The sequence below is a fragment of the Streptomyces sp. NPDC022910 genome (genome assembly GCF_055561075.1).
The window spans coordinates 134,188-157,542 of sequence record NZ_JBVHHL010000012.1 but is presented as its reverse complement, the minus strand read 5'-3'; the positions used below and the strand labels follow the sequence as shown (position 1 = coordinate 157,542).

Genomic DNA, 23,355 nt, shown 5'->3' with positions numbered 1-23,355 from the left:
GTGTGCCTCTTCAATTCTGGCGCGCCTCTCTTGAGGTGCACCCCTATCCCCATAAGACCGGGTATCCGCACATATCAGATTTGAATCAGCGTTTTGCGGCTACTCATGCAATCGTTGTGAAATGTCGGTCGGTGGGATCGGGTGATGCGCTGTGGCACTGCCGGGACGCGATCTGCTGCGGGCCGCCGTGTCGTCCGCCGCCGCGCTGTGGGACGGCACGCGACAGCGCGTACGGCACTTCGACGGGCGCGCTCATGTCGCTGTACGAGGTCTGCGCGAGGGCGACCTGCCCCAGGCCGCCAGGGCGACGCTGGCCGACGACGTGGAACGGCGACTCGCCGAGGTGTCCGGGGTGACATGGGTCGCCGTGAACTCCGTGCTGGGGCACGCGGTCGTCGCCACCGAGGGCCCTTCCGACACCGAGGAGATCGTGTCGGCCCTGATCGAGGCGGTCGAAGCGGTCGAGGAGGCGCACGGGGTCGACCATCCGTTGCCCGAGCACCCCCTCTCCGGTGGGCCGGCCCGGCGGGCGGTGTCGGCCGTGGCCGCGCACATCGGGGCCGTGCCCCTGGCCGCGGTGGCCGGGCTGACCCGGCGCGCACCGCTCCCCGCCTGGGTCGCGTCCCTCGCCCCGATCGTCGACACCCAACCGCGGCTGAGATCGCTGGTGGAGCGGGCGGTGGGCCCCGACGCCGCCGGAGTGGTCCTGGCCGGGCTGACGGCCCTGGGCCAGGCCGGCTCCGGCGGTCTTCTCGGGGCCGGCGTGGACGCCCTACGGCATGCCCTCCGCGTGATGGAGGCGAACGCCGAGAGCGCCGCCTGGGCAGCGGCCGAGCCGCGTCTGACCGGCAGCGCCGAAGCCGGATCCGGCGACCCGGCGGATCCGGTGCCGCCCCGCGAGACACCGCTCAAGCAGGGACCGGTCGAGCGTTACGCGGACCAGGCCCCCTTCGTGGCCGCTGCGTCCTTCGCCGGATCGCTCCTTGTCACCCGGCGCCCCGCGAAGGCCGTCGCCGGCGCACTCGCGGCGATTCCCAAGGCACCGCTTATGGCTCGCGAAGGCTTCGCCTGCGCCTTCGGCCGGGGACTGGCACGCAGAGGAATTCTCGTACCGGTACCCGCCGCACTGCGCAGACTGGACCGGATCGGCACCGTGCTCATCGACACAGACGTCCTGGCCACCGGCTCCCATCTGCTGGCCGACCTGACCGCCCTGGACGACGACACGCTCGCGGGGGACCTCGCCGCAAGGGCCCACAGGCTCTTCGACAGCTCGGCGCCCGAGAGGCTGTCCAGGGACGGCGAATGGACGCTGGGCCCCATCGACCGCCTCGCCCTCCACGGACGCACAGGGGCGCGGGCCCGGGAACGCCTGGAGCGCGAAGGTGCCCGGCTGGTGCTGGGGCTGGCGCGTGAAGACCGTCTGCTCGCCGTGATCAGCGTGATGCCGCAGTTGCACGACGCCGCCGGCGCCTTCGTCCCCACCGCCCACGCCGCCGGACTGACCGTCGTGGTCGCGGGCCCGCACACCACCGACCCGGCCGTGCGGGAGGCCGACGCGGTGCGCGACGCGGGCGAACGGCTGGTCGACTCCGTGCGCGACCTTCAGCGCGACGGCGAAGGTGTGCTGCTGATCTCGCGGGACCGGCCCGCTCTGTGGGCGGCCGACGTCGGCGTGGGCATCGCCGACCCGCAGGGGACTCCGCCCTGGGGCGCGGATCTGTACGCGGACGGCGATCCGACAGCGGCCGTCCTTGTCGTGCGGGCGTGCCGCGGCGCTCGCGACAGTGCGCGCCGCGGAGTGCGGCTCGCCCAGGTGTCGGCCACCGTGGGCGCGACGGCGGCGCTGGCCGCGCGGTCCCGGCAACCCGCGGCACGCGGGATGACGGCTTACAACGCGGCGGCCGCCCTCGGTACCGCCACCGGGGTCTGGTCGGCGGTACGGCTGCTGCGCCGCCCCCTGCCGCTCGCCGCCGTGTCCCGCCATCCCTGGCATGCGATGGACCCGGCCACCGTGCTCGCCAGAACCGGCAGCAGACCCGAGGGACTGACGACCGAGGAGGCGCGAGCGCGTGGCATCACCCCCGAGCAGCAGGAACCCGCGTCCTCGCTCGTCCGTGCCTACCTGACCGAGATGAGCAACCCGCTCACGCCCGTCCTCGGCGCCGGGGCGGCCATGTCCGCGTCGGTGGGCGCCGTCCTCGACGCCGTCGTCATCGTGGCGGTCACGGCACTGTCGGGGTTCTTCGGCGGTTTCCAGCGTCACCGGACCGAACGGGCGGTGGCCCGGCTGCGCCGCGAGTCGGCCGTCATGGCCAGGGTGCTGCGGGACGGCGACGAGACCATCGTGCCCGCCCAGAAGCTGGTCGTGGGCGACGTGGTGATCCTGAGCGCCGGTGCCGTGGTGCCTGCCGACGCACGCCTGCTGGAAGCACACCACCTGGAGGTGGACGAGTCGGCGCTCACCGGCGAGTCGCTTCCGGTGCCCAAGGATGTCGCGCCGGTACTGGCATCGGACCTGGCGGACCGTACGTCCGTGGTCTACGAGGGCACCACCGTCGCGGCCGGTCATGCCCGCGCGGTCGTCGTCGCGACCGGCACCGCGACCGAGGCGAGCCGGGCCGCGACGGTCGGCCGTGGTGCTGCCCCCGCCGTCGGAGTGGAGCGCAGGCTGGCCCGGATCACCCGCAGCACCCTGCCGGTGGCCCTCGGTTCGGCCGCGGCGGTGATGGCGGCCGGCATGGTGCGGGGGCGCCCGGTCCGGGACACCGTCGGCGCGGGCGTCGGGCTGGCCGTGGCGAGTGTTCCCGAGGGGCTTCCGTTCCTGGTCTCGGCGGCCCAACTCGCCTCTGCCAGAAGGCTTTCCGCGCGGGGCGCCCTGGTCAGGGACCCGCGCACCATCGAGGCGGCCGGCCGCACCGACGTCCTGTGCTTCGACAAGACCGGAACCCTCACCCACGGACGCATCTCCCTCGTCGCCGTCGCGGCCGACGGCGACAGCCGGCCCGTCGAATCACTGGGTGACGAGCAGCGCGCCGTACTCGCCGCCGCGCTGCGGGCGACACCGCATCCACACGGCGGCGACGCGGGATTCGAACACGCCACGGACGGCGCCGTCACCGCCGGTGCCGAGGAGGCGGGCGTGCGCCGGACGACGGGAGCGCGCGGCTGGCGACGCGTCTCCAGCCTGCCGTTCGAGCCGAGCCGCGGCTACCACGCCACGCTCGGCCAGTCCGAGGGGAGACGGATCCTGTCGGTGAAGGGGGCGCCCGAGGAAGTCGTCGAGCGCTGTGCGACCCGCCACGGCCGGCCGCTCGACGAGGACGGCCACGGGGACGTCCTCGCCGCCGGGGAGAAACTGGCGGCCGAGGGCCACCGCATCCTCGCGGTCGCCGAACTCCGGGACGCCACTGCCGACAAGCTCACCGAGGAGGCCGTACGGGACCTGGACTTCCTCGGCTTCCTCGCGTTCGCCGACCGCGTGCGAGGCGCCGCCGCCGACGCGGTGCGCCAACTGGCGGACGCCGGAGTCCACATCGTGATGATCACCGGCGACCACCCGGGTACCGCCGGCAAGACCGCCGCCGAACTCGGCGTCCTGGACGGCAGACGCGTGGTGACGGGCGCCGAACTCGACGACCTGGACGACGCTGCGCTCGACGCGCTGCTGCCCGACGTGGGTGTCGTCGCACGCGGCACCCCCATTCACAAAGTCCGCGTCGTGCAGGCGTTCCAACGCCTGGGTCGTACGGTCGCGATGACCGGCGACGGCGCCAACGACGCGCCCGCGATCCGGCTCGCGGACATCGGCATCGCGTTCGGCAAGCGGGCCACACCGGCCGCGCGCGCCGCGGCCGATCTCGTCGTCACGGACGACCGGCTGGAGACGGTACTGGCCGCACTCGTGGAGGGTCGTGCGATGTGGGCGTCGGTGCGGCAGGCCCTGGCGATCCTCGTCGGCGGCAACCTCGGCGAGATCGCCTTCACCCTCCTCGGCGCCGCCACCACCGGCACTTCGCCCCTGACGGCCCGTCAACTCCTGCTGGTCAACCTCTTCACGGACCTCGCACCCGCCATGGCGGTCGCCCTGCGCCCTCCGCATCCCGAGGCCGCCGAGCGCATGCTCCACGAGGGACCCGAGGTCTCGCTCGGCACGGCTCTGACCGAGGAGACCGTCTGCCGCGCCGTGGCCACCACCCTCGGCGCCACGGCCGGCTGGCTCGCAGCCCGCTACACCGGCCGCGCCGTCCGCGCCCGCACCGTCGCCCTGGTCGCGCTCGTCGGCGCGCAGCTCGGCCAGACCTTGCTGGCCGGAGGCCGGAGCGGAGCGATCGTCGGCTCCTCCCTGGGCTCCATGGCCGCACTGGCGGCCGTGGTCCAAACCCCGGTCCTCAGCCAGTTCTTCGGCTGCACTCCCCTCGGCCCCGTCGCCTGGGGCATCGCCCTGTCCGCGGCGGCGGGCGCAACCGTGAGCTCGCTCTTCCTCCCACCGCTCATCGGTCACATCCGCGCCGCGGTTCCGCATCGGCCACCGGCCCCCTCCCCCACGTAACCGGCGGCCAGTACGACGCCTCCGGCCTCACCCAGTCCGCCTGGAAGGCCGCCGGGGTCGTACTCCCGCGCGCCGCGCAGGACCAGGCGGCCATGGGCGCGGCGATCCCGCTCACCGACATCCGGCCCGGAGACCTGATCTTCTTCCACGAGACCGCCGGCCACGTCGGCATCTACACCGGCAACGCCATGATGATCCACGCGCCGAGCCCCGGGGCGTACATACGCGAGGAGTCGATCTTCTTCGCCGGGAACTCGGCGATCCACGGCGCGGCACGGCCCGCATGACCCCATGATGAGGTGTGCGAGGCAGCGTGAGGTCAACGTTACCGACGCCACGCCTCGTAGTGGTCCAGGAGGGTCTCCTCGATCGGGCGGTAGGTGATGCCCAGTTCCTGCACGCTCCTGCTGTTGTCCACCCGGAATCTGATGCCGAGATGCTTGCGGATGTAGTCCTGAGTCAGACCGAAGGCCGGGCCCAGGACGCGTACCGGCTGCGCACCGTGGTGCGCACCTGGTTGTCCCGCTCCAGCAGCCGCCGGACCAGATGGCTCCCGACGAACCCGCTGCCGCCGGTCACCAGAACAGTCGTCGCCCCGTCCCCACCCATGCTGTCACCCCTCGGTCCCGGTCCGTGGTGCGTCGATCGGCGGCACAATACGCGACCGGAGTCCACGCCGGTGTCCGTTCGGCACCTTGCTCGCCTCCCCCCGGACACCTCACCAGCGCATACGGACTGCTCACCGCCCGCCGCCGACATGCGGCGGGCGGCTTCGCGTAGGAACGTGGGGCTGTGGGAAGCGCGCGTGTCATTCCGTGGCGCCGGGACGGCGACCGGCAGAGCTGGCTGCGCGGCGCGCCGCCCCCACGGTGGGTGCGGATCCTGCCCGTGACCTTGCTGATCGTCGTATGTGTCGCCACCCTGATCAGCCCCGACCCGCTCGACATCGGCTTCCTGCTCGGCGCCATCCCGCCCATGGCCGTACTCTCCTACGGACCCGCGGCGACCGCCGGCCTCGGCGTCGCGGTGGTCGCCCTGCAGCACGCCCGGGTCTTCCACCTGGACCACCCCGGCAACACCGACCTGCTCACCATCGCCTTCGTGGCGCTCCTGAGCGTGTTCGTCTCGTATGTACGCAGCCGCCGCGACGCCCAGCTCGATCTGGAACGCACCGTCGCGGAAGCCGCCCAGCACGCCCTCGTTCCCCCGCTGCCCGAGAAGGTGGGCCGGGTCCGCTGCACCGGCCTGTACCGCGCGGCACAACGCGGGACGCTCGTGGGCGGCGACTTCTTCGACATCCGTGACAGCCCCCGCGGGGTGCGGGCGGTCATGGGTGACGTGCAGGGCCATGGGCTGTCGGCCGTGGCAACCGTCGCGTCCCTGCTCGGCGCCTTCCGGGAAGCCGTGCTCGACCAGCCGGACCTGCCGTCGGTCGCGGCCCGCCTGGACCGCAGACTTCTCGTCGACTCGACGCAGGCGCGACGTCCGGAACTGTTCGCCACCGTGGTGCTGCTCGAGTTCACCCCCGACGCCCGCACGGTGCGGATCATCGTGTGCGGTAGTCCGCCGCCCGTGCTGCTCCAGGACGGCAAGGCCGCCGAAGTCCAGGTCACCCCGGGGACGCCACTGGGACTCGGCCTGTGTCCGGAAGGTACCTACGACGAGGTCTCCCTGCCGCTCCAGTGGGGCGACCGGGTGTTCCTGGCGTCGGACGGCATCTGGGAGGGCAGGGACGCCGACGGCTCCTTCTACCCCCTGATCGACCGGCTCCCGCGTCTTGTCGTCGACGATTCCGCCACCACGACGGAGCACGTGTGGGCGGACCTCGTGCGCCACTGCGGCGCTGTCCGCGACGACGCCACGATGCTCCTTCTCACCCCGGAGCCGCAGGGCGACGGGTGAGCCGGGCACGCCTCAGGCAGGAGCCGCGATTCGCCCTGCCGGCGCGACGGAGACGCCCGTCCTCGGCCCCGCCGCTCGACAGGACCCGCGAATTCGAACTCCTGCTCCGGGCATAAGGCAGCCTTATGAGGTCATAGAGCAGACCCGAGTACCAGGTAAGGTTTGCCTTAGTTTAGGGTTTCCGACGAGCCGTCTGTCACCGCTCGAAGGGAACCTGATCATGCCCCGCCCCCTGCGGGTAGCCATTGTCGGAGCCGGCCCCGCCGGAATCTACGCCGCCGACGCGCTGCTGAAGTCCGAGGTGGCCGCCGAGCCCGGCGTGTCCATCGACATCTTCGAGCGGATGCCCGCCCCGTTCGGCCTCATCCGGTACGGCGTCGCTCCCGACCATCCGCGGATCAAGGGCATCATCACGGCTCTGCACCAGGTGCTCGACAAGCCACAGATCCGCCTGTTCGGCAACGTCGACTACCCGGTCGACATCAGCCTGGACGACCTGCGCACGTTCTACGACGCCGTGATCTTCTCCACGGGTGCGACGGCCGACCGAGCCCTCGACATACCCGGCATCGAGCTCGACGGCTCCTACGGCGCGGCGGACTTCGTCTCCTGGTACGACGGGCACCCGGACGTGCCGCGGACCTGGCCGCTGACGGCCCGGAAGGTTGCCGTCCTCGGTGTCGGCAACGTCGCGCTCGACGTGGCCCGCATCCTGGCCAAGACCGCGGACGAGCTGCTGCCCACCGAGATCCCGCCGAACGTCTACGAGGGGCTCAAGGCCAACAAGGCCTTGGAGATCCATGTCTTCGGCCGCCGCGGCCCGGCGCAGGCGAAGTTCAGCCCGATGGAGCTACGGGAGCTGGACCACTCCCCGAGCATCGAGGTCATCGTCGATCCCGAGGACATCGACTACGACGAGGGCTCGATAGCGACGCGGCGCGGCAACAAGCAGGCCGACATGGTCGCCAAGACGCTGGAGAACTGGGCCATCCGGGACGTCGGCGACCGGCCGCACAAGCTGTTCCTGCACTTCTTCGAGTCGCCGGCCGAAGTTCTCGGTGAGGACGGCAAGGTCGTCGGTCTGCGCACCGAGCGCACGGCCCTCGACGGCACGGGCAACGTCAAGGGCACCGGTACGTTCCGGGACTGGGACGTCACCGCGGTCTACCGCGCCGTGGGCTACCTGTCCGACCCCCTTCCCAAGCTCCCCTGGGACATCGAGTCGGGAACGGTACCGGACGAGGGCGGGCGGGTCATCGAGGAGAGCGGCGCGCATCTGCAGTCCACGTACGTGACGGGCTGGATCCGACGCGGTCCCGTGGGCCTGATCGGCCACACCAAGGGCGACGCCAACGAGACGGTGGCCAACCTGCTGGACGACCACGCGCACGGGCGACTGCACACGCCCTCCTCCCCGGCGCCCGAGGCCGTGGACGCGTTCCTCGCCGAGCGGAACGTCCGTTTCACCACCTGGGAGGGCTGGTACCGCCTCGACGCCGCGGAGAAGGCACTCGGCGAGCCGCAGGGACGTGAACGGGTGAAGATCGTCGAGCGTGAGGACATGCTTGGGGCGAACGGCGCCTGAGCGGAGGAACACATGCCGATGGGCCCGGTGCCGTGGCACCGGGCCCATCGCGTCGCGGATCAGGGGTAGTTGACGAGGTTCGCCACGTTCGTCGACGAGTTCGACGGCCCACCACGGTCGTTGATGACGTGCCGGATCGTCCCGGTGCCGCCGAGGGAGACCGTCACCATGTCGTGGAACTGGACACCTGACGTGTTCGGCACCTCGAAGGCGTGCTCGGCGGCGACGCTCGGGTTGGAGCTGAAGTAGCAGTAACTGCCCAGCCCGTACGCCTGGTGGCTGGTGACCGAGTTCGCGACCTTGTAGGCCGCGTAGCCCTGCGTCGAGCCGTTCATCCAGGCCGACTGGTTCGGCGGGTCGTACGGCATCTCGTTCTGGTAGAAGTACGTGCGGCCGCCGTTGCCGTTCCAGATCGTCTGGTACTTCTGGAAGTGCTCCACGAACAGGCCGTACATCGTCACGTCGTCGCCGTTGACGACCAGGCCCGTGTCCGCCGTGTTCGACGTCCAGCCCACCCCGCTGCCGTGGTCGGCACGCCAGATCCACATGTGGTCGCCGATGACGTTGCGGCTGTTGACCACCAGGCTCGTGGTCGCCTTGCCGACCGCGGCGCCGCCGACGCGGAAGTAGACGTCGTGCAGGGACGTCGGGTCCGTGGCGTGGGAGGCCGACGATCCGGACGGTCCGACCTCCATCAGGGTCGGCGAGTTGGTGGTCCCCGCGTCGAACAGCAGGCCCGCGACCTTGACACCGTCCACATCCGCGACGGTCATCGCGGTGACGCCGTTGTCCGGGACCAGGGTGGCCAGGCCCAGACCGAGTATCACGGTGTCGGGGCGGGTCACCTTCAGTGTCTGGTCCAGGTGGTAGACGCCGGGAGTGACCAGGAGGTTCTTGCCCGCGGCCAGGGCCGCGTTCATCTGGGCGGCCGTCGCTCCGGGTTTGGCGACGAAGAACTGGTCGAGGGGCAGGGAGGTGCCGGCGGGGCTTCCGGACGTCCAGCTGGTCGCCGTCGAGTTGGTGCGTACCGACGGGACGAACACCTGGTAGGCGCCCGCGTTGTCGACGTACAGGAAGGGCTTCTCGCGCGTGACCGGACTCTGCGCGACCGTCGTGTACGGAGGGCTCGGGAAGCTCGTCGCCGGTACGCCCTGGCTGCCGACGAAGACCATGTTCCAGTTGGAGCCTGTCCAACTGCCGAGCTGGGAGTTACGGGTCAGCCACTGCTGCTGGCTGCCCGATCGGACCTGACCGTCGATCTTGCTGTCCGCGAGGTAGCCGCCGCTGGACCAGCCGCCGTCGTCCAGCGCGAGGTTGCCGCGCAGATGCATCCGCCGGTACGGCGCGGCCTGGGACACCGCCCAGCGGTCGGTGCCGCCGGTGGGGTTGACCGAGAGGTTCTCGGCGCCGCGCCAGAAGTTCTGCGTGGCGTTGCCCTGGAACCAGTCCGCCTCCGCGTGCACCGCACCGTTGATCGTCACCGCGTCGGGTGACAGGCCGAGTCCGAGGACCTGGGTGTAGAAGCCGACGTTGACGTCGTTGCTGTAGGTGCCCGGCTTGAACAGCACGGCGTAGCGCTGGGAGCCGAACTGGTTCGTCTCCTGCTGCTGGAAGATGGAGTTCAGCCTGCTCTGGATCGTCGACGACGGCATGGACGGGTCGAAGACGACCACGTTCGGGCCGAGGTCCACGTCGCCGGGCGAGGTGGACACGGGTGTCACCTGGAAGCGCTGCGCGGCGGTTCCGTTGCAGGTGTACTGGGTCAGTTGCACGCTGTCCGCGGTCGAGGCGCCGGGGACGTCGAGGCACTTGCCGCTGTGCCGGTTGACGAAGTGGTAGGCGCCGCCGCCCTCGTCGACCGGCAGCCACTGCTGGTTGTCGCCGCCGCCGTAGGTCCACAACTGGACGGGCGCGCCGTCGGCGGTGGACACATCGGTCACGTCGACGACCTGGGCGGGGTCGTTGCGGTTGTTGATGCGGACGTAGCCGTCGCTGGTGGTGGTGAAACTCCACTGCTGGGCCGTGGTGTTGTTGCACGTGTACTGCTGGACGACGGTGCCGTTGGCGGTGCCGGCGGCGCGGGCGTCCACGCACTTGCCGCTGCCGGCGTTGACGACCGTCGCCCAGCTCGTGGGCAGGGCAGCCGCGACGGCTGAGGCGGGAGTGGCGGCCGGTCCGGAGGCGAGGGTCAGCGCCGAGGCGGCCGTGACCAGCGCCAGGACGGCCGGTGTACGGGTGCGGGCGCGCCTGCGGCGGCCCGTTGTGAGGTGGGGCAGGGATCTGAGCACGGTTCCTCCTGGACCGGCCGTTTCGTCGGCCGTTGTGGGGGTGGGCGGGTGCGCCTGCATCAGCCGGTGTAGGAGGCGAAGACGCGCGTGTAGTCCCAGGCCTGCTGGCTCACACCGGAGCAGCTGTCGGCCGGGCCCCCGGTGCACGGACGGTCGCGGTTGGCGGACCAGAAGGTCAGCCGCGCCAGGTGGTGCTGCTGGGCGTAGCCGAGGATGGTGCGGAAGTCGGCGACGGTGACGGTCTCGTTCTGGTCGGTGATGCCGTTCATCGAAGAGATGCCCATGCCGCGGTAGGCCTGGTCGTCACTGTAGCCATAGGCGTTCTTCAGTGCCGACTTGAGGCCCTCGGCGGCCCGCAGGGTGAGGGTGCCCATGTTCTGGCCGGCGCCGCCGAAGTCGAACGGCATGATGGTCCAGCTGTCCACCGTGAGGCCCGACGCGGCGGCCCGGTTGATCAAACCCGTGTCGGGGCCGCTCTGGCCGGTGCCGATGGTGACGTACACCTTCAGGCCCGGGTTGTTCGCCTTGACCGTCTTCAGGGCGTCGACCGTGCGCTGCTGGACGGTCGGGTTGCTGTACGCGTCGGCCTCGAGGTCGATGTCGATCGCCTTCAGGCCGTAGGCGTTGATCACCTTCTGGTACGCCGACGCGAGCTCACCCGCGCTGGAGCAGGAGCTCTCCAGCTTGTTGCCGCTGTAGCCGCCGAACGACGGGATCACGTCTCCGCCGTTCGACCGGACCGTGTTGACGGTCTGCTGGTCGACTCCGCCGGTCAGCGGGCGGCTGCCGTCCCACTGGGGGTTGCAGTAGCCGTTGCTGAGGACGAAGGCCAGCGTGAACCACTTCACGCCCGTGGCGTTGGTGATCGTGGTGGGGCTCGGCGGGTCGCCCCAGCCGTTGTAGAGGTAGGGGGCCACGGCCATCGGCGCGGCGGGTGTGGTGCCGCCGGCCGCGGGAGCAGTCCACTTCTGGTTGGCTCCGCCCGTGCAGCTCCATATCTGGGTCGGCGTGCCGTTGGCGGAGTTGTTGTCCGTGACGTCCAGGCACTTGTCGGCCTGCGGGTTGACGATGTCGTGCGCGGCGGTGACCGTCCACTTCTGGTTGGCGCCGCCGGTACACGACCACAGCTGGACGCGGGCACCGTTGGCAGTCGAATTGCCGGTCACATCAAGGCACTTGCCCAGTGCGCGGATGGTGCCGTCGGTGCCGACGGTCCACTGCTGGGCCGAGGTGCCGTTGCAGTCGTAGAGCTGTACGGGGGTGCCGTCCGCGGAGTTCGCGCCCGCGACGTCGAGGCATTTGCCCGCGAGGCCCGTGATGGCTCCGGTGGCGGCGGCAGCGGGCGCGGCGGACAATGCGGCGGCGGAGAGGGCCAGCAGGGACACCGCCAGGGCGGCACGAGCGGCGGTCGGGGAGTCCATAACTCTCCTTCTCTCTGTGGGGGAATGAGGAAAGAGTTACTTCAGACCGCGATTTAAGAAGTGAAGTAAGGGGACTGTCAAGGCTTTGGTACAGACCAGTAGTCGGGCGAGCAGCCGGTGACCGGCGCCCGCGGTCACGGGCGCCGGCGGGAGCCGTCAGGCGTTGGGGTCGAAGGCGATTCCGGACGGCTCGGCCTTCGCCAGGTGGGAAGGGAAGTTGTCGTCCCTCAGGCCGAAGTGGGCGCTGCCGAAGTCAGCCTGGCTCAACTTGTCGCGCAATCCGGGCGGGTAGCCGTTCCAGCCGACCAACGCGGGGAACTGCCAGGCGTGGTAGTGATTCTCCGGCGGTTCGTCGTTGTTGTTCGCAGGGCGGAAGCAGTGCGTGCTGATGCCGTCCTTGTGGTAGACGATCTTGGGGTGGGTGCCGTCCCACCGGATCTGGTCACGACTGTAGATGTTGAAGTCGCCGTGGGCGGACGTGGAGACGTACTGGGCCTGGTTGTTCTGCACCCACACGACCACGTGCTCCCAGTCATGGCGGTGTCCGCCGATACTGCTGCCTGCCACCGCCTGGTCCTTCTCGAAGTAAAGGCCGTAGATGATGGCACACCAGCCGTTGTTGCACTTGTAGCGGGCATAGCCGTTGGTGTTGTCGAGGTCCGAGGCGTCGCGGCAGTTGCCGTTGAGCGCACCGGTCGGATTGAGGCCGCCGTTGAGGGTTCCGTCGGACCCGATGGCGGGTGTCGGGTAGCAGCCGTCCGTGTCGTAGTCGTAGGCCGGCTGGAATGTCTGCTCCAGTCCGTCCGCGTTGGCGGGCAGGGCCTTGGGCGGGGCCGCGAGCGCGATGCCGGGGAAGGCGACGACCAGCGCGACGGCGCTGCCCACGACGACCGACGCTCTGCGGATTCTCGAGCCCTTCTGCACGTTCACTGCGTCCTCCTGGTGGACAGCGGTGGGGGTACACGGCGCATGATTGGCATGCCCTGAACAATCTCGCAGAACCCTGTTCACGCGGTGAACGTCGGCGCCCTCTCACGTGATGGGCAGTCAACCAACAGGTGCCGAAGCCGAATCAGAGACGAAGAGCTCCCACCCTGGCATGCTGCCCTCATGCCGACCCCCATGCGCCCACGCCCTGCCCCCGAACTCGCTCCCTCCACCGGGCGGATCGACGGTCTGCGCATCCGGGCACACCGCCTGGCCCAGGACGTACGCGGCGCCGGACGCGTACGGCTCGCTGTTCGCGTCGAGCGTCCCGGCCTCGGCTGCCGCCCGCGCGCTGGGGCTGCTCGCCTCGGCCGCGGTGACCGAGCCGGGGCAGGCGACGCTGATGCTGCCGCTGCTCTGCTTTCCGCAGGTCCTGTTCTCCGGAGCGTTCGTGCCGGTGCCGAGGATGCCGGTGCCGGGGCAGGTCATCAGCTGGGCCATGACCAACCGCTGGGCGTTCGAAGCGCTGGGCAGCGGGGTCGGCCTGGAGTCACTGTGGCTCCGGGGCGCCTCTCCCCTAAGACCGCCGCTGCTGCGCTCGTACGGCGACACCTTCGCCCATCCGGCCGGTCGCGGCTGGCTCGTCCTCACCGGCTTCGCGCTCTTCTTCCTGGCGGTCACCTGGGCCGTGCTCGCCCGCAAGTGCCGCGAGGGCGCCGTCAGGAGCCGCACCGGAGGGTGAAGGCAGGATGCGCGCCCTCCGGGCGGAGCAGTCCCGCGCGACAGGCGGGCGGGCGCGTACGAGGGTGGAGGTCACGACCGAGGAGACCACCACGCCGGCGTTTCCCCCGCCACAAGGACACTTCATGATCGAGGCCCACTCCCTCACCAAACGCTACGGAGAACGCACCGCCGTCGACGACCTGAGTTTCACCGTGCGCGCCGGCATCGTGACCGGATTCCTCGGTCCGAACGGGGCCGGCAAGTCCACCACGATGCGCATGCTCCTGGGGCTGGACGCACCCACCTCGGGCCGGGCCCTCGTCAACGGCAGGCACTACGCCGAGCACCGGGCGCCGCTGCACGAGGTGGGCGCGATGCTGGAGGCGCACTCCGTCCACACCGGGCGCAGCGCGTACCACCACCTGCTGGCCCTCGCCGCGACCCACGGCATCTCCACGCGCCGGGTGAACGAGGTGATCGACCTGGTCGGGCTGCACGCGGTGGCCAAAAAGCGGGCCGGCGGCTTCTCTCTGGGCATGGGCCAGCGCCTCGGCATCGCCGGCGCACTGCTCGGCGACCCGGCGACGGTGATCCTCGACGAGCCGGTCAACGGCCTGGACCCGGAGGGGATCCTGTGGATCCGCAACCTGCTCAAGGGCCTGGCTGCCGAGGGCCGTACGGTCCTCGTGTCGTCGCACCTGATGTCGGAGATGGCCCAGACCGCCGAGCACCTCATCGTGATCGGACGGGGTCGGCTGATCGCGGACACCTCGGTGGCGGAGTTCATCGCGCGGGCCGCCGGGGACGTGGTGCGGGTGCGCACCGACGAGGCGGAGAAGCTGTCCGGTCTGCTCGCGGGGCCGGACGTGTCGGTCGCCGCACAGGAGCCGGGCGTGCTGCAGGTGACCGGCCTCGGCAGTGAGCGGATCGGGCGGATCGCGGCCGAGCACGGCATCGCGCTGGCCGAACTGACGCCGCAGCAGGCGTCGCTGGAGGACGCCTTCATGGAGCTGACCCGGGACGCCGTGGAGTACCAGGCACCGGCTGCGGAGCTGGTCGGCGCCGGCGGGGAAGGACTGGCCGCATGACGACGGCATCGGCGATCCCCGCAACGGAGCGGGGCCAGGTCACCCAGCTACGGGTGATCCGCTCCGAGTGGATCAAGCTGCGTTCGCTGCGGTCCACGCTGTTCACCCTCCTCGCGGCCGTCGTCGCGATGGTCGGTCTGGGCTTCCTGTTCAGCTACTTCACGGCCGCGCGCTGGGACCGTCTGCCGCCGGCAGAAAGGCTCGCCTTCGATCCGACGCTGGTGAGCCTGCGCGGCCTCTACCTCGCCCAGCTGGCCGTCGGCGTGCTCGGCGTGCTGGTCGTCACCGGCGAGTACGCCACCGGAATGATCCGGGCCTCGCTGTCCGCGGTACCGCGCCGTCTTCCGGTGCTGCGGGCGAAGGCCCTGGTGTACGCGGCAGTCGCCTGGGTGTTGATGACGACCGCGTCGCTGGCGGCGTTCCTGCTGGGACAGACCGCGCTGTCCGGCCATCAGCTGCAGACGTCCCTGAGCAGTCCCGGCGTGCTCCGCGCCGTCCTCGGCACCGGCCTGTATCTGACGGTCGTGGGCCTGATCGGTGTGGCGTTGGGCGCGCTGGTGCGCAACACCGCCGGCGGGATCGCCACCGTCTTCGCGCTGCTGCTGGTGCTGCCGGTGCTCGCCCAGGCACTGCCGTCGTCCTGGTACGACGCGATCAACCCCTTTCTGCCGAGCACCGCCGGACAGAGCCTGATCCACGTTCAGCATCAGCCGCACACTCTTGCACCGTGGACGGGATTCGCGGTGTTCTGTCTCTATGCGCTGGCGGCGCTGGTGTGTGCAGGAGTGGCGCTGAAACGGCGGGACGCCTGAGCAGGGTGAAATCACATGACAGCTCAGCGGCCGTGCACGCGCTCAGCAGCCCGCTCGCGCGGCCAGCCCCCCGGCGCCCGGCACACGGTCGCGATAGGTCTCGCGGACGAAGCGCACGAACGTGTCGACGTCCCGGGCCTGAGACGCCAGGCCCAGGGAGACACGGACGGCGCCCGCCGACGGCAGGTGCAGCAGCTCCAGATAGTCCTCCAGGGAGCCCGGCCGGCCACGAGCCGCGGCGCGCAGCCGGGGCAGCGGCAGCGCGAAGGCGGCCTCACCGGCGCCCGGGTTGCAGAAGCAGCCGGTGCGCAGGGAGATCCCGCGTGCGGCACTGTCGCGGGTGATGATCCGCTCGTCGACGATCCTGCCGTCCGCGCCGAGCACGTTCAGCGCGCCGGTACCGCCCCGGTCCGGCTCCCCGGCTCCGGGGCCGTACACCCGGACCAGGGGTGAGCCGTCGCTGTGCCGCAACTGCGCGACTCCGATGAGCAGTCGGTCCGTCAGCGCGGCGACGTGGGCATGCACCCGGTGCACTCCGATGCGGTCGATCCAACGCCAGTCCGGCGGTGACATCGGGTATGGCGAGGAAGTTGACGGTGCCGTCCTCGAACGCCGCCTCGTCGGGCGCCAGGACGTGCCACTGCGCCTGCGCGCTGACCGCGTAGATCGTGCCGCCGGAGAACCAGGGGCGGCGCAGCCGGGCCAGCGCCTCCTTGCGGGCGATCAGACTGCCGACACCGGTGGGATGACCGAAGACCTTGTACCAGCTGACCACGGTGAAGTCCGCGTGGAACCGGCTCAGGTCCAGGATGTCGGCGGGCACGAAGGCGGCGGCGTCGAGCAGCACGTCGTAGCCGTGGCGCTGGGCGCGTGCGATCCACTCCAGCGGATGCCGGACGCCGGTGAAGTTGCTCTGCGCCGGATGGGCCAGGAGCCTGCGTCTACTGGAAGTCGCAGCCCGGATTCGGCGCGTCCTCGGAGAACGGTGCGCCGTGCGGCAGGACGTACAGCACATCCAGGACGAGGGGGGTGGTGCCGAGGTTGCGTCCGATGTGGACGTGGTCCAGGCCGCTGGGCTCGGTGATGGTGCTGCCCGCCCGGTGGACGCCGTCGGAGGCGCAAGTGGAGTCGAAGTGGCTGAGGGTGCCCTGCTTGACGTACCCGTACAGGGGACCGTCGTGGTAGTGCCAGCCGGTGCTCTGTCCGGCCGGGACGGTTATCTCGCGCAGGATGTAGTCCGTGCCGCCGACGGTCTTCTGGGCGAGCACGACGGCGGTCACCCCCGGACCGGGTGGGGTGGCCCCGGCCGTGCCGGTCAGGCCGGCCAGGGTCAGGGCCGTGGCGGCGGCCCCCGTCAGCGCTCTGCGGAACATCACGTGCATGTGTCCTCCAGGGTCGGGCGGCTTGGCGCGCGGTGCGCCCCCGGAGCCTTCCCCAAGCCACCTCGCTTCACGTCCGTCCCCGCGGCCCGCAAGGCACCACGGTGCCGTCACGCCCACGCAACGATCCCCTGCGAGAATCGAACACAGCACCGGCGTACGGCAGACATGCCACGGATCTTGGAGGAGCCCTGTGCCGCCGACCTCGACACCACTGCAGAAACTGGGCTTCCTGACCATCGGCCTGTTCGACGAGGCCGATCCCGGTCGTGGTCACGAGTCGACGCTGGAGATCATCGAGCTGGGCGAGCGGCTCGGCTTCGACAGCGCCTGGGTGCGCCACCGTCATCTTCAGTACGGGATCTCCTCGCCCGTCGCCGTGCTGGCGGCCGCCTCCCAGCGCACCAGGCGGATCGAGCTCGGAACCGCGGTCATCCCGCTGGGCTGGGAGAACCCGCTGCGGCTCGCCGAGGACCTGGCCACCGTCGACATCCTCTCCGGTGGCCGGCTCAATCCCGGGATCAGCGTCGGCCCGCCGATGCACTACGACCACGTCAAGCAGGCGCTCCACCCCGGCACCGCAGACGTGGAGGACTTCAGCTACGAACGCGTGCAGCGGCTGCTTGACTTCGTACGCGGCAAGCCGGTCACCGACTTCAGCGGGGTCGAGGGCTTCGAGGTGTTCTCCGACCGGGTCCAGCCCCATTCCCCCGGTCTCGGCCGGCGCATGTGGTACGGCGGCGGGAGCCTGCGCTCGGCACAGTGGGCCGGGGAGCACGGGATGAACCTGCTGACCAGCAGCGTCGTCAAGGCGGAGGAGTCGGAGGACTTCGCCGAGGTCCAGCTCTCGCACATCCGCACGTTCCGCGCCCATCACCCCGACGGGGACCGTGCCCGGGTCTCGCAGGGGCTCGTCGTCATCCCCACCGACAGCGCCTCGCCCGAGCAGCGGGCCAAGTACGAGGCCTACGCGGCGAAGCGGATGCCTCGTACGGCGGCGCCGCAGGGACCGGCACGGATGATGTTCGCGCCGGACCTGGTCGGCCCGTCCGGGCAGATCGCCGAACGGCTGTACGCGCACGCCGCGTTCCGGGAGGTCGACGAGGTGGCGTTCGCGCTGCCGTTCACCTTCGAGCACGAGGACTACGTGCAGATCCTCACGGACATCGCCACCGTCCTCGGACCGGCGCTCGGCTGGCGGCCGGCCGGCTGAGCCCCCGGTGACGGCTCAGGGCCGTCACCGGCGCTCGGGCTGCGGCCGGACGGTGGCGCTGGACCGTCGTCATGGGGCCAGCAGCCCGCGCCCGAGCCAGTCCGAGGAGTTCCTCACGCCGGGCAGGGCGAAGAAGTAGCCGCCGCCGGTCGGGGAGATGTAATCGACGAGGGGCTCGTCGATCAGTCGGGTCTGCGTGGCCTCGAACTGGCGCTGCACGTCCTGCTGGTAACAGCAGAAGACGAGGCCCATGTCGAGGTTGCCGACATTGTCGATGCCCCGGTCGTAGTTGTAGCCCCGGCGCAGGATGCGTGAGTTGTCCGTCCTGGCCGTGCGGGGATTGGCGAGGCGGATGTGGGCGTCGAGCGGTATCGCCGTGCCGTGCGGGTCCTTGGTGTAGTTGGGGGCGTCGGTCTCCTTGGCGCCGTCGAGGGGGGCGCCGGTGTCCTTGCGGCGACCGAACATCTTCTCCTGTTCGGTCAGCGAGACCCGGTCCCAGAACTCGACGAGCATCCGGATGATCCTGATGACCTGGTAGCTGCCACCGGTCGCCCAGGCGGGCTCGCCCTGTCCCTCGCCCACCCAGATCAGCCGGTTCGTCTCACGGGCCGAGGTCACATCGGGGTTGGCGATGCCGTCCTTGAAGCCGAGCAGGTTGCGCTGGGCTCCGGTGGGGCGGGGCGTGTTCTGGAAGCCGTCGATGCGCCACTTGATCTGCATGGCACCACGGGTGTGACGGGCGATGTCGCGCAGCGCGTGCAGCACGGTGTCCTGGCGGGCGGCGCAGATCTGCAGCGACAGATCGCCGTGGCACTCGGCGGCCTGGAGGTTGTCGTTGGGGAAGGTACGCATCGGGGTGAGCCGGCGCGGCTTCGCCTTGGCGAGGCCGTAGCGGTCGTCGAAGAGGGAGGCGCCGACGCCGACCGTGATGGTGAGCGCGTCGGCGGGGACTTCGGGGCCGAGGATTCCGTTGTCGGAGGGTGGGGCGCCGACGCCCAGGTCCTCGGGGGTGCCGCCGGAGGTGAGGAAGCGGGCCCGCTCGGTGATGGTCCGCAGCAGGTCGGTGAGTTCCTTGCGGCTCTCGGCGATGACGTCGAAGGAGACGAAGGTGGCCGCGGCCGGGGCGGGGGTGGTGATGCCGGCCTGGTGGGTGCCGTGGAAGGGGATCTTCCCGGCATCCGTGGTGTCCGCGGCGTGGGCCTCGCTGGTGCCGCTCTGGCTGAGGGCGAAGCCGCCACCGGCCAGGGCCGCGCCCGCGGCCCCGGCGCCCAGCGCCGTCTTCACGAAGGAGCGGCGGCCGGCACCGGCGGGACAGCCGCCCTGGGAGGCGGACGTTTCGGCGGTCGGCATGGGGCGGTTCCCTTCGGTGCGTACGTTCTCGGCGCGCGGTGCGGTCATCAGGCGGACTTCCGGATCTCCAGCAGGTCCGGAACGGGGGCGAGGTCCTCGAGAAGGTGTCCGGTGGCCCCGTTCAGGCGGGCACGGGTGGTCTCGTCGAGCCGGTCCACCGGGGTCCAGGAGTCGCCCTGGTGGGCGGCGTCGAGCAGCTTCTGCAGCCGTGCGATGTCCGTGCCGACGGTGGGCAGCAGGTGCGGCGCGCGGGTGGTGAGCAGCGGCTTGAGCACCGTGAGCAGTTCGCGCGTGCCGGCCAGGTTGGCGTCCGCTGTGGCCAGTTCGGTGCCGCTGCCCTGGTCGGTGTGGCCGGTCAGCTCGAACTGGAGGGTGTTCTCCAGGATCTCGTGGGCGCGCAGGGGCAGGTCACCGGGGTCGAAGTCCTGGGTGGGGAAGGCCTTCTGCAGGCCCGCGACCGCGTCGGCGAGCTGCTGTGCGGGCGCCTTCAGCCGGTCGGCGGACTGTCCGTGCCACAGCCCGTACTCGATGCGGTGGAAACCGGTGAAGTCCTTGTCGTCGACACCGCCCGGCAGGCCGTCGGGCCGGCCGTTGATCTTCTGGTCGAAGTCCTCGAAGGTGCCGTAGGCGGCGCCGAGCGAGGAGTAGGTGCGGTGCGCGGTCAGCCAGTCCGTGCGGGCGGCGTCGAGATGGTCGCCGGCGATGTCGTCGCTGAGCTTGCGCGTCTGTGTGACGAGGGTGGCCAGCCCCTGGTTGACGTACGTCTTGTATGCGGTGAGGGGCGCGGCCAGGTCCTTCTCGGAGACCGGGACGACCGCCCTGGCGCCGCTGCCGCCGGTGACGCGGACCGACTCGGAGGTGACGGACTTGCCTCCGGTGGGCACGCAGCGCCAGGCATAGGTGCCGCCGGCGACGGTGGCGACGAGGTCGCGGGTGGTGCCGGGGGCAAGACCCTCGATCTCACCGTAGACGGCGTTGCTGGCCGGGTCGACGAGGTACACCTCGGAGGTCTTGTCGCCCGTGTTGCGCATCTGGAAGGTCTGCCGGCCGGGCTTGGGCGCGGTGAACCCCTTGCCGCACTCGGTCTCGGAGACGGCCACGGTCTGGGCACCGGCGGGCTTGGAGCCGCTGAAGGCGACGATCAGCCCGGCGAGGACGGACGGAACGGCGACGACGGCCACCGGGACCACCCAGGCGGGGCGGCGGCGCACGGGAGCGGCGGGCGGCTGCGCCGCCTTCGCGGCCGCCTGCGGCTCCGGCACCCGCGGTGCGTCGCGGGCGGACGGCGGCTCCTGCGCCAGCCGCGCCTCGGCGGCAGGCCGCACCTCCTGGGCCGAGCCGACGGACCGCTGCCCCTGCACCTCGGCAGCAGCCCCCGCCACCCGCACCTCGACCCCGGACGACGGCTCCTGAACCCCGACGGCAGCCTGCGCCGGCCCCGCCCCAGCGGCACCCGGCGCCACCGGAACCTCGGCGGCACCTGGCTCCTGCCCTGCCTCGGCGGCAGCCCCCGCCACCGGCACTTCGGCGGCAGCCCGCGGCTCCTGTGCCGTCGAGGCCGGCTTCCGCTCCCCCGCCTGCGCGTCCTTCGCGGCGGGCTCGGCCTCGGCGGCCGGGCTGCGGGTGACACGGACGCCGCGTACGAACAGCGTCATCACCACGGCGAGATAGGCGACGTAGGCGACGACCTGCAGCCACGTCATCGTCGGCGTCAGGTTGAACACGCCCTGGACGAGGGTGCTGTACCAGGAACCGGCGTCGATACCGCTGCTCAGATCGACGGCGTACGCACTCTTCCCTGGCAGTACCCCGCCCTCCTGCAGATCGCGCAGGCCGTACCCGAGTACACCGGCGGCGATCACGATGAGGACGGCGCCGGTCGCGGTGAAGAACTTCGTCAGGTTGATCTTCAGGACGCGGCGGTACAGGCCCCAGCACAGGCCGGCCGCCAGCACCAGGCCGATGCCGGCTCCGGTCAGCGGCCCCGTGGACTCACCGGCCGCGCGGGCCGTGGTCCAGAGGAACAGGGCGGTCTCCAGGCCCTCGCGGCCCACTGCGAGGAATGAGGTGACGATCAGCATGCCGCCGCCCATGGCGAGCGCGCCGGTGACCTTCTCCTTGATCTCGCCGGAGAGACCGCGGGCCGAGCGCCGCATCCAGAACACCATGGCGGTGACGAACGCGACGGCGATCACGCTCAGGGTTCCGCCGAACGCCTCCTGGGCGGTGGCGGACAGCGACGCGGCGGTGAAGGTCAGGACCGCGCCGAAGCTCATGGCGAAGGCCATCGCGGCCAGCACGCCGGTCCACACATGCGGCAGCCGGGACTTCGCGCCCGCTCTTACGAGGGTCGCAACCAGGATGGAGACGATGAGTCCGCCTTCGAGCCCCTCCCTCAGTCCGATGAGAAAGCTCGGAAACGCGTCATCCCACATGCGACCCTCCCCGGCATGCCCCCCGCCGACGGTCGCGCAGGTTAGCGAAGGCATGCCTTACTTGTGCCGAACCATCATGACTACAGGTTTGTGGTCAACCGCCCATGAAGAGGCAATGGGACAGCAAAAGCACCGAAGCCTCGGCGTCGTCCGGTCAACCGTCGGCTGCTCGTGCGATCTTTCGCGCGGTCGGTCGACGGGCGATGCTTGCCTCATGAAGTCCGCACGCACGACGGACGGAGCCCGTATGACGACGGACGGCGTTACCGGGATCGAGGTGAGGCCCGTCGCGGGCCACATCGGCGCCGAAATCACCGGGGTCGACCTGGCCGGCGACCTGGACGACGCGGTGGTGGCCGCGATCCGGTCGGCGGTGCTGCGCCGGAAGGTGGTGTTCTTTCGGGACCAGATACTGGACCACGCCGCACACATCGCGCTCGCGCGGCTCTTCGGCCGGCCCGTCGTCCTGGGGAAGCGCGGCAGCGCCTCACCGACGGACTTCCCCGAGGTCGAGACGACGGCCGACCGGCTGGAGCTGGGCGGACGCTACGGCATGGACCGGGACGAGTGGCTGCGGCGCAGGCGGCACTCGCTGCTGCGGGGCTGGCACTGCGACCACGGCGCCCGCCTCGACCCGCCCGCCGCGACCATCCTGCGCGCCGAGACCGTGCCGCCGTACGGCGGTGATACCCAGTGGTCCAATCTGGCGGCCGCCTACGCGGGTCTCTCGGAGCCCGTACGGACCTTCGTCGACGGGCTGCGCGCCGAGCACCGGCTGGGCGTGGGCTATCAGGCGCGGTCCGGCGACGACGCCTACCTGCGTCATCTCCTCGACCACCAGGTGGCGACGGAGCACCCGCTCGTGCGGGTGCTCCCCGAGACGGGCGAGCGGGTGCTGTTCGTCAACGGCTACTACGTCGAGCAGATCCTCGGCCTCTCACGAGCCGAGAGCGCGCACGTCCTTCAGATGCTCCTGGAACAGGCCACTCGCCCCGAGTACACGGTCCGCTTCCGCTGGGAGCCCGGCAGCGTCGCCTTCTGGGACAACCGGGCCACCATCCACCTCGCCCCCAGCGACCTCGTCACCCCCGAGCATCCCCGGATCATGCACCGCGTGATGCTCGCCGGCGACGTCCCCGTGGGTCCGGACGGCAAGCCCTCGGCATCGATCACGGGGACGGAACCCGGCCGCTGGTGACACGCGGCAGACAGGACACCGACGGCGCACGAAGACGGGCGGGACGCGCCGCACGGCCGGCGCGGCGCGTCCCCACAGGGCCTGTTCGGCCCTCGTCGTGTCCTTCCTGCTATTCCTGGTCCGCCTTCGCGTAGTTCTGCGCCATCGGACCGGCGAAGTCGTAGATGATGCACGGTTCTTCGCCCACTACCCAGGCGTCGTGTCCCGGCGAGAGCACAAAGACGTCGCCGGGGCCCATCTCGCCCTCCGTGCCGTCGTCCATGCGAAGGTGCATGCGTCCGCGGACGACACAGCCGGTGTGGTGGATCTGGCAGCTCTTCGTGCCGTCGATCGGGGCGACGGACTCGGACCAGCGCCAGCCCGGCTCGAAGGTTCCGATGGCGAAGTCAAGTCCCGTCATGTGCACGGCTTCCAGGTGGCCGCGAGGGAAGTCGCGCCGCTCATCCGGCTTGTCGGCTGCCCTTATCTCGAGCATGACAGCT

General features: G+C 70.9%; 17 protein-coding genes and 3 pseudogenes. 9 read left to right on the top strand and 11 right to left on the bottom strand.

Going from position 1 to position 23,355, the window contains the following annotated elements; translation table 11 throughout:
- Positions 1-151 precede the first annotated feature (151 nt).
- Positions 152-4,552 (top strand): cation-translocating P-type ATPase, encoded by a 4,401-nt coding sequence (locus ACZ3TS_RS14915; protein ID WP_467617625.1) that lies wholly within the window; start codon positions 152-154, stop codon positions 4,550-4,552.
- Between the two features lie 20 nt (positions 4,553-4,572).
- Positions 4,573-4,839 (top strand): annotated as a pseudogene (locus ACZ3TS_RS14910) (C40 family peptidase); the annotation flags it as partial.
- 38 nt (positions 4,840-4,877) lie between these two features.
- Here ACZ3TS_RS14910 and ACZ3TS_RS14905 read toward each other — a convergent pair.
- A pseudogene (locus ACZ3TS_RS14905) lies at positions 4,878-5,045 on the bottom strand (NAD-dependent epimerase/dehydratase family protein); the annotation flags it as partial.
- Positions 5,012-5,161, bottom strand: coding sequence for an NAD-dependent epimerase/dehydratase family protein (locus ACZ3TS_RS14900; protein ID WP_467617622.1), 150 nt, complete (start codon positions 5,159-5,161; stop codon positions 5,012-5,014). The pseudogene ACZ3TS_RS14905 and the gene ACZ3TS_RS14900, both read right to left, overlap by 34 nt.
- A gap of 183 nt (positions 5,162-5,344) precedes the next feature.
- Between ACZ3TS_RS14900 and ACZ3TS_RS14895 the strand changes: the two genes are divergently transcribed.
- Together ACZ3TS_RS14895 and ACZ3TS_RS14890 are read left to right on the top strand one after the other, a co-directional pair.
- Positions 5,345-6,454, top strand: a complete 1,110-nt coding sequence (locus ACZ3TS_RS14895) for a PP2C family protein-serine/threonine phosphatase (RefSeq protein ID WP_467617618.1) — start codon at positions 5,345-5,347, stop codon at positions 6,452-6,454.
- A 220-nt stretch (positions 6,455-6,674) separates the two neighbouring features.
- Entirely contained in the window at positions 6,675-8,039 is a 1,365-nt protein-coding gene (locus ACZ3TS_RS14890; protein ID WP_467617615.1) for an FAD-dependent oxidoreductase, read from the top strand.
- 59 nt (positions 8,040-8,098) lie between these two features.
- On the opposite strand, the gene ACZ3TS_RS14885 is transcribed toward ACZ3TS_RS14890, so the two are convergent.
- The 3 genes from ACZ3TS_RS14885 to ACZ3TS_RS14875 all read right to left on the bottom strand — a co-directional run bounded on the left by ACZ3TS_RS14885 (position 8,099) and on the right by ACZ3TS_RS14875 (position 12,672).
- A complete protein-coding gene (locus ACZ3TS_RS14885; protein WP_467617747.1) occupies positions 8,099-10,252 on the bottom strand; it encodes an RICIN domain-containing protein in 2,154 nt (717 codons plus the stop codon).
- A gap of 134 nt (positions 10,253-10,386) precedes the next feature.
- The gene (locus ACZ3TS_RS14880; protein WP_467617613.1) at positions 10,387-11,748 is read right to left on the bottom strand and encodes a lectin; all 1,362 of its coding nucleotides are present in this window, start codon (positions 11,746-11,748) and stop codon (positions 10,387-10,389) included.
- Positions 11,749-11,904: 156 nt separating this feature from the next.
- Positions 11,905-12,672, bottom strand: a complete 768-nt coding sequence (locus ACZ3TS_RS14875) for an NPP1 family protein (RefSeq protein WP_467617745.1) — start codon at positions 12,670-12,672, stop codon at positions 11,905-11,907.
- A 175-nt stretch (positions 12,673-12,847) separates the two neighbouring features.
- On the opposite strand from ACZ3TS_RS14875, the gene ACZ3TS_RS14870 reads away from it, so the two are divergent.
- The 3 genes from ACZ3TS_RS14870 to ACZ3TS_RS14860 all read left to right on the top strand — a co-directional run bounded on the left by ACZ3TS_RS14870 (position 12,848) and on the right by ACZ3TS_RS14860 (position 15,298).
- Entirely contained in the window at positions 12,848-13,417 is a 570-nt protein-coding gene (locus ACZ3TS_RS14870) for an ABC transporter permease (protein WP_467617610.1), read from the top strand.
- A gap of 124 nt (positions 13,418-13,541) precedes the next feature.
- Positions 13,542-14,486 (top strand): ABC transporter ATP-binding protein, encoded by a 945-nt coding sequence (locus ACZ3TS_RS14865; protein ID WP_467617607.1) that lies wholly within the window; start codon positions 13,542-13,544, stop codon positions 14,484-14,486.
- Complete coding sequence (locus tag ACZ3TS_RS14860) at positions 14,483-15,298, top strand: ABC transporter permease (RefSeq protein WP_467617604.1); 816 nt, start codon at positions 14,483-14,485, stop codon at positions 15,296-15,298. The genes ACZ3TS_RS14865 and ACZ3TS_RS14860 overlap by 4 nt, the downstream gene beginning before the upstream one ends.
- Positions 15,299-15,340: 42 nt before the next feature.
- Here the strand turns inward: ACZ3TS_RS14860 and ACZ3TS_RS14855 are convergent, their stop codons facing one another.
- The 3 genes and pseudogenes from ACZ3TS_RS14855 to ACZ3TS_RS14845 all read right to left on the bottom strand — a co-directional run bounded on the left by ACZ3TS_RS14855 (position 15,341) and on the right by ACZ3TS_RS14845 (position 16,680).
- Positions 15,341-15,871: a hypothetical protein gene (locus ACZ3TS_RS14855; protein WP_467617749.1), complete on the bottom strand. Its 531-nt coding sequence runs from the start codon at positions 15,869-15,871 to the stop codon at positions 15,341-15,343.
- 46 nt (positions 15,872-15,917) lie between these two features.
- Positions 15,918-16,313 (bottom strand): annotated as a pseudogene (locus ACZ3TS_RS14850) (aminotransferase class V-fold PLP-dependent enzyme); the annotation flags it as partial.
- Complete coding sequence (locus ACZ3TS_RS14845; protein WP_467617601.1) at positions 16,240-16,680, bottom strand: cupin domain-containing protein; 441 nt, start codon at positions 16,678-16,680, stop codon at positions 16,240-16,242. The pseudogene ACZ3TS_RS14850 and the gene ACZ3TS_RS14845, both read right to left, overlap by 74 nt.
- A 190-nt stretch (positions 16,681-16,870) precedes the next feature.
- On the opposite strand from ACZ3TS_RS14845, the gene ACZ3TS_RS14840 reads away from it, so the two are divergent.
- Positions 16,871-17,890 carry an LLM class flavin-dependent oxidoreductase gene (locus ACZ3TS_RS14840; protein ID WP_467617598.1) on the top strand — a complete coding sequence of 340 codons (1,020 nt, stop codon included), beginning with the start codon at positions 16,871-16,873 and terminating at the stop codon, positions 17,888-17,890.
- 69 nt (positions 17,891-17,959) lie between these two features.
- On the opposite strand, the gene efeB is transcribed toward ACZ3TS_RS14840, so the two are convergent.
- Both efeB and efeU read right to left on the bottom strand, forming a co-directional pair.
- On the bottom strand, positions 17,960-19,240 hold the full coding sequence (gene efeB / locus ACZ3TS_RS14835) for an iron uptake transporter deferrochelatase/peroxidase subunit (RefSeq protein WP_467617595.1): 1,281 nt from the start codon (positions 19,238-19,240) through the stop codon (positions 17,960-17,962).
- Between the two features lie 47 nt (positions 19,241-19,287).
- Positions 19,288-21,675, bottom strand: a complete 2,388-nt coding sequence (gene efeU, locus ACZ3TS_RS14830) for an iron uptake transporter permease EfeU (RefSeq protein WP_467617592.1) — start codon at positions 21,673-21,675, stop codon at positions 19,288-19,290.
- A gap of 214 nt (positions 21,676-21,889) precedes the next feature.
- Here efeU and ACZ3TS_RS14825 point away from each other — a divergent pair, with 214 nt between their 5' ends.
- The gene (locus ACZ3TS_RS14825) at positions 21,890-22,873 is read left to right on the top strand and encodes a TauD/TfdA dioxygenase family protein (protein ID WP_467617589.1); all 984 of its coding nucleotides are present in this window, start codon (positions 21,890-21,892) and stop codon (positions 22,871-22,873) included.
- 109 nt (positions 22,874-22,982) lie between these two features.
- Here the strand turns inward: ACZ3TS_RS14825 and ACZ3TS_RS14820 are convergent, their stop codons facing one another.
- Entirely contained in the window at positions 22,983-23,348 is a 366-nt protein-coding gene (locus ACZ3TS_RS14820) for a cupin domain-containing protein (RefSeq protein WP_467617587.1), read from the bottom strand.
- Positions 23,349-23,355 lie beyond the last annotated feature (7 nt).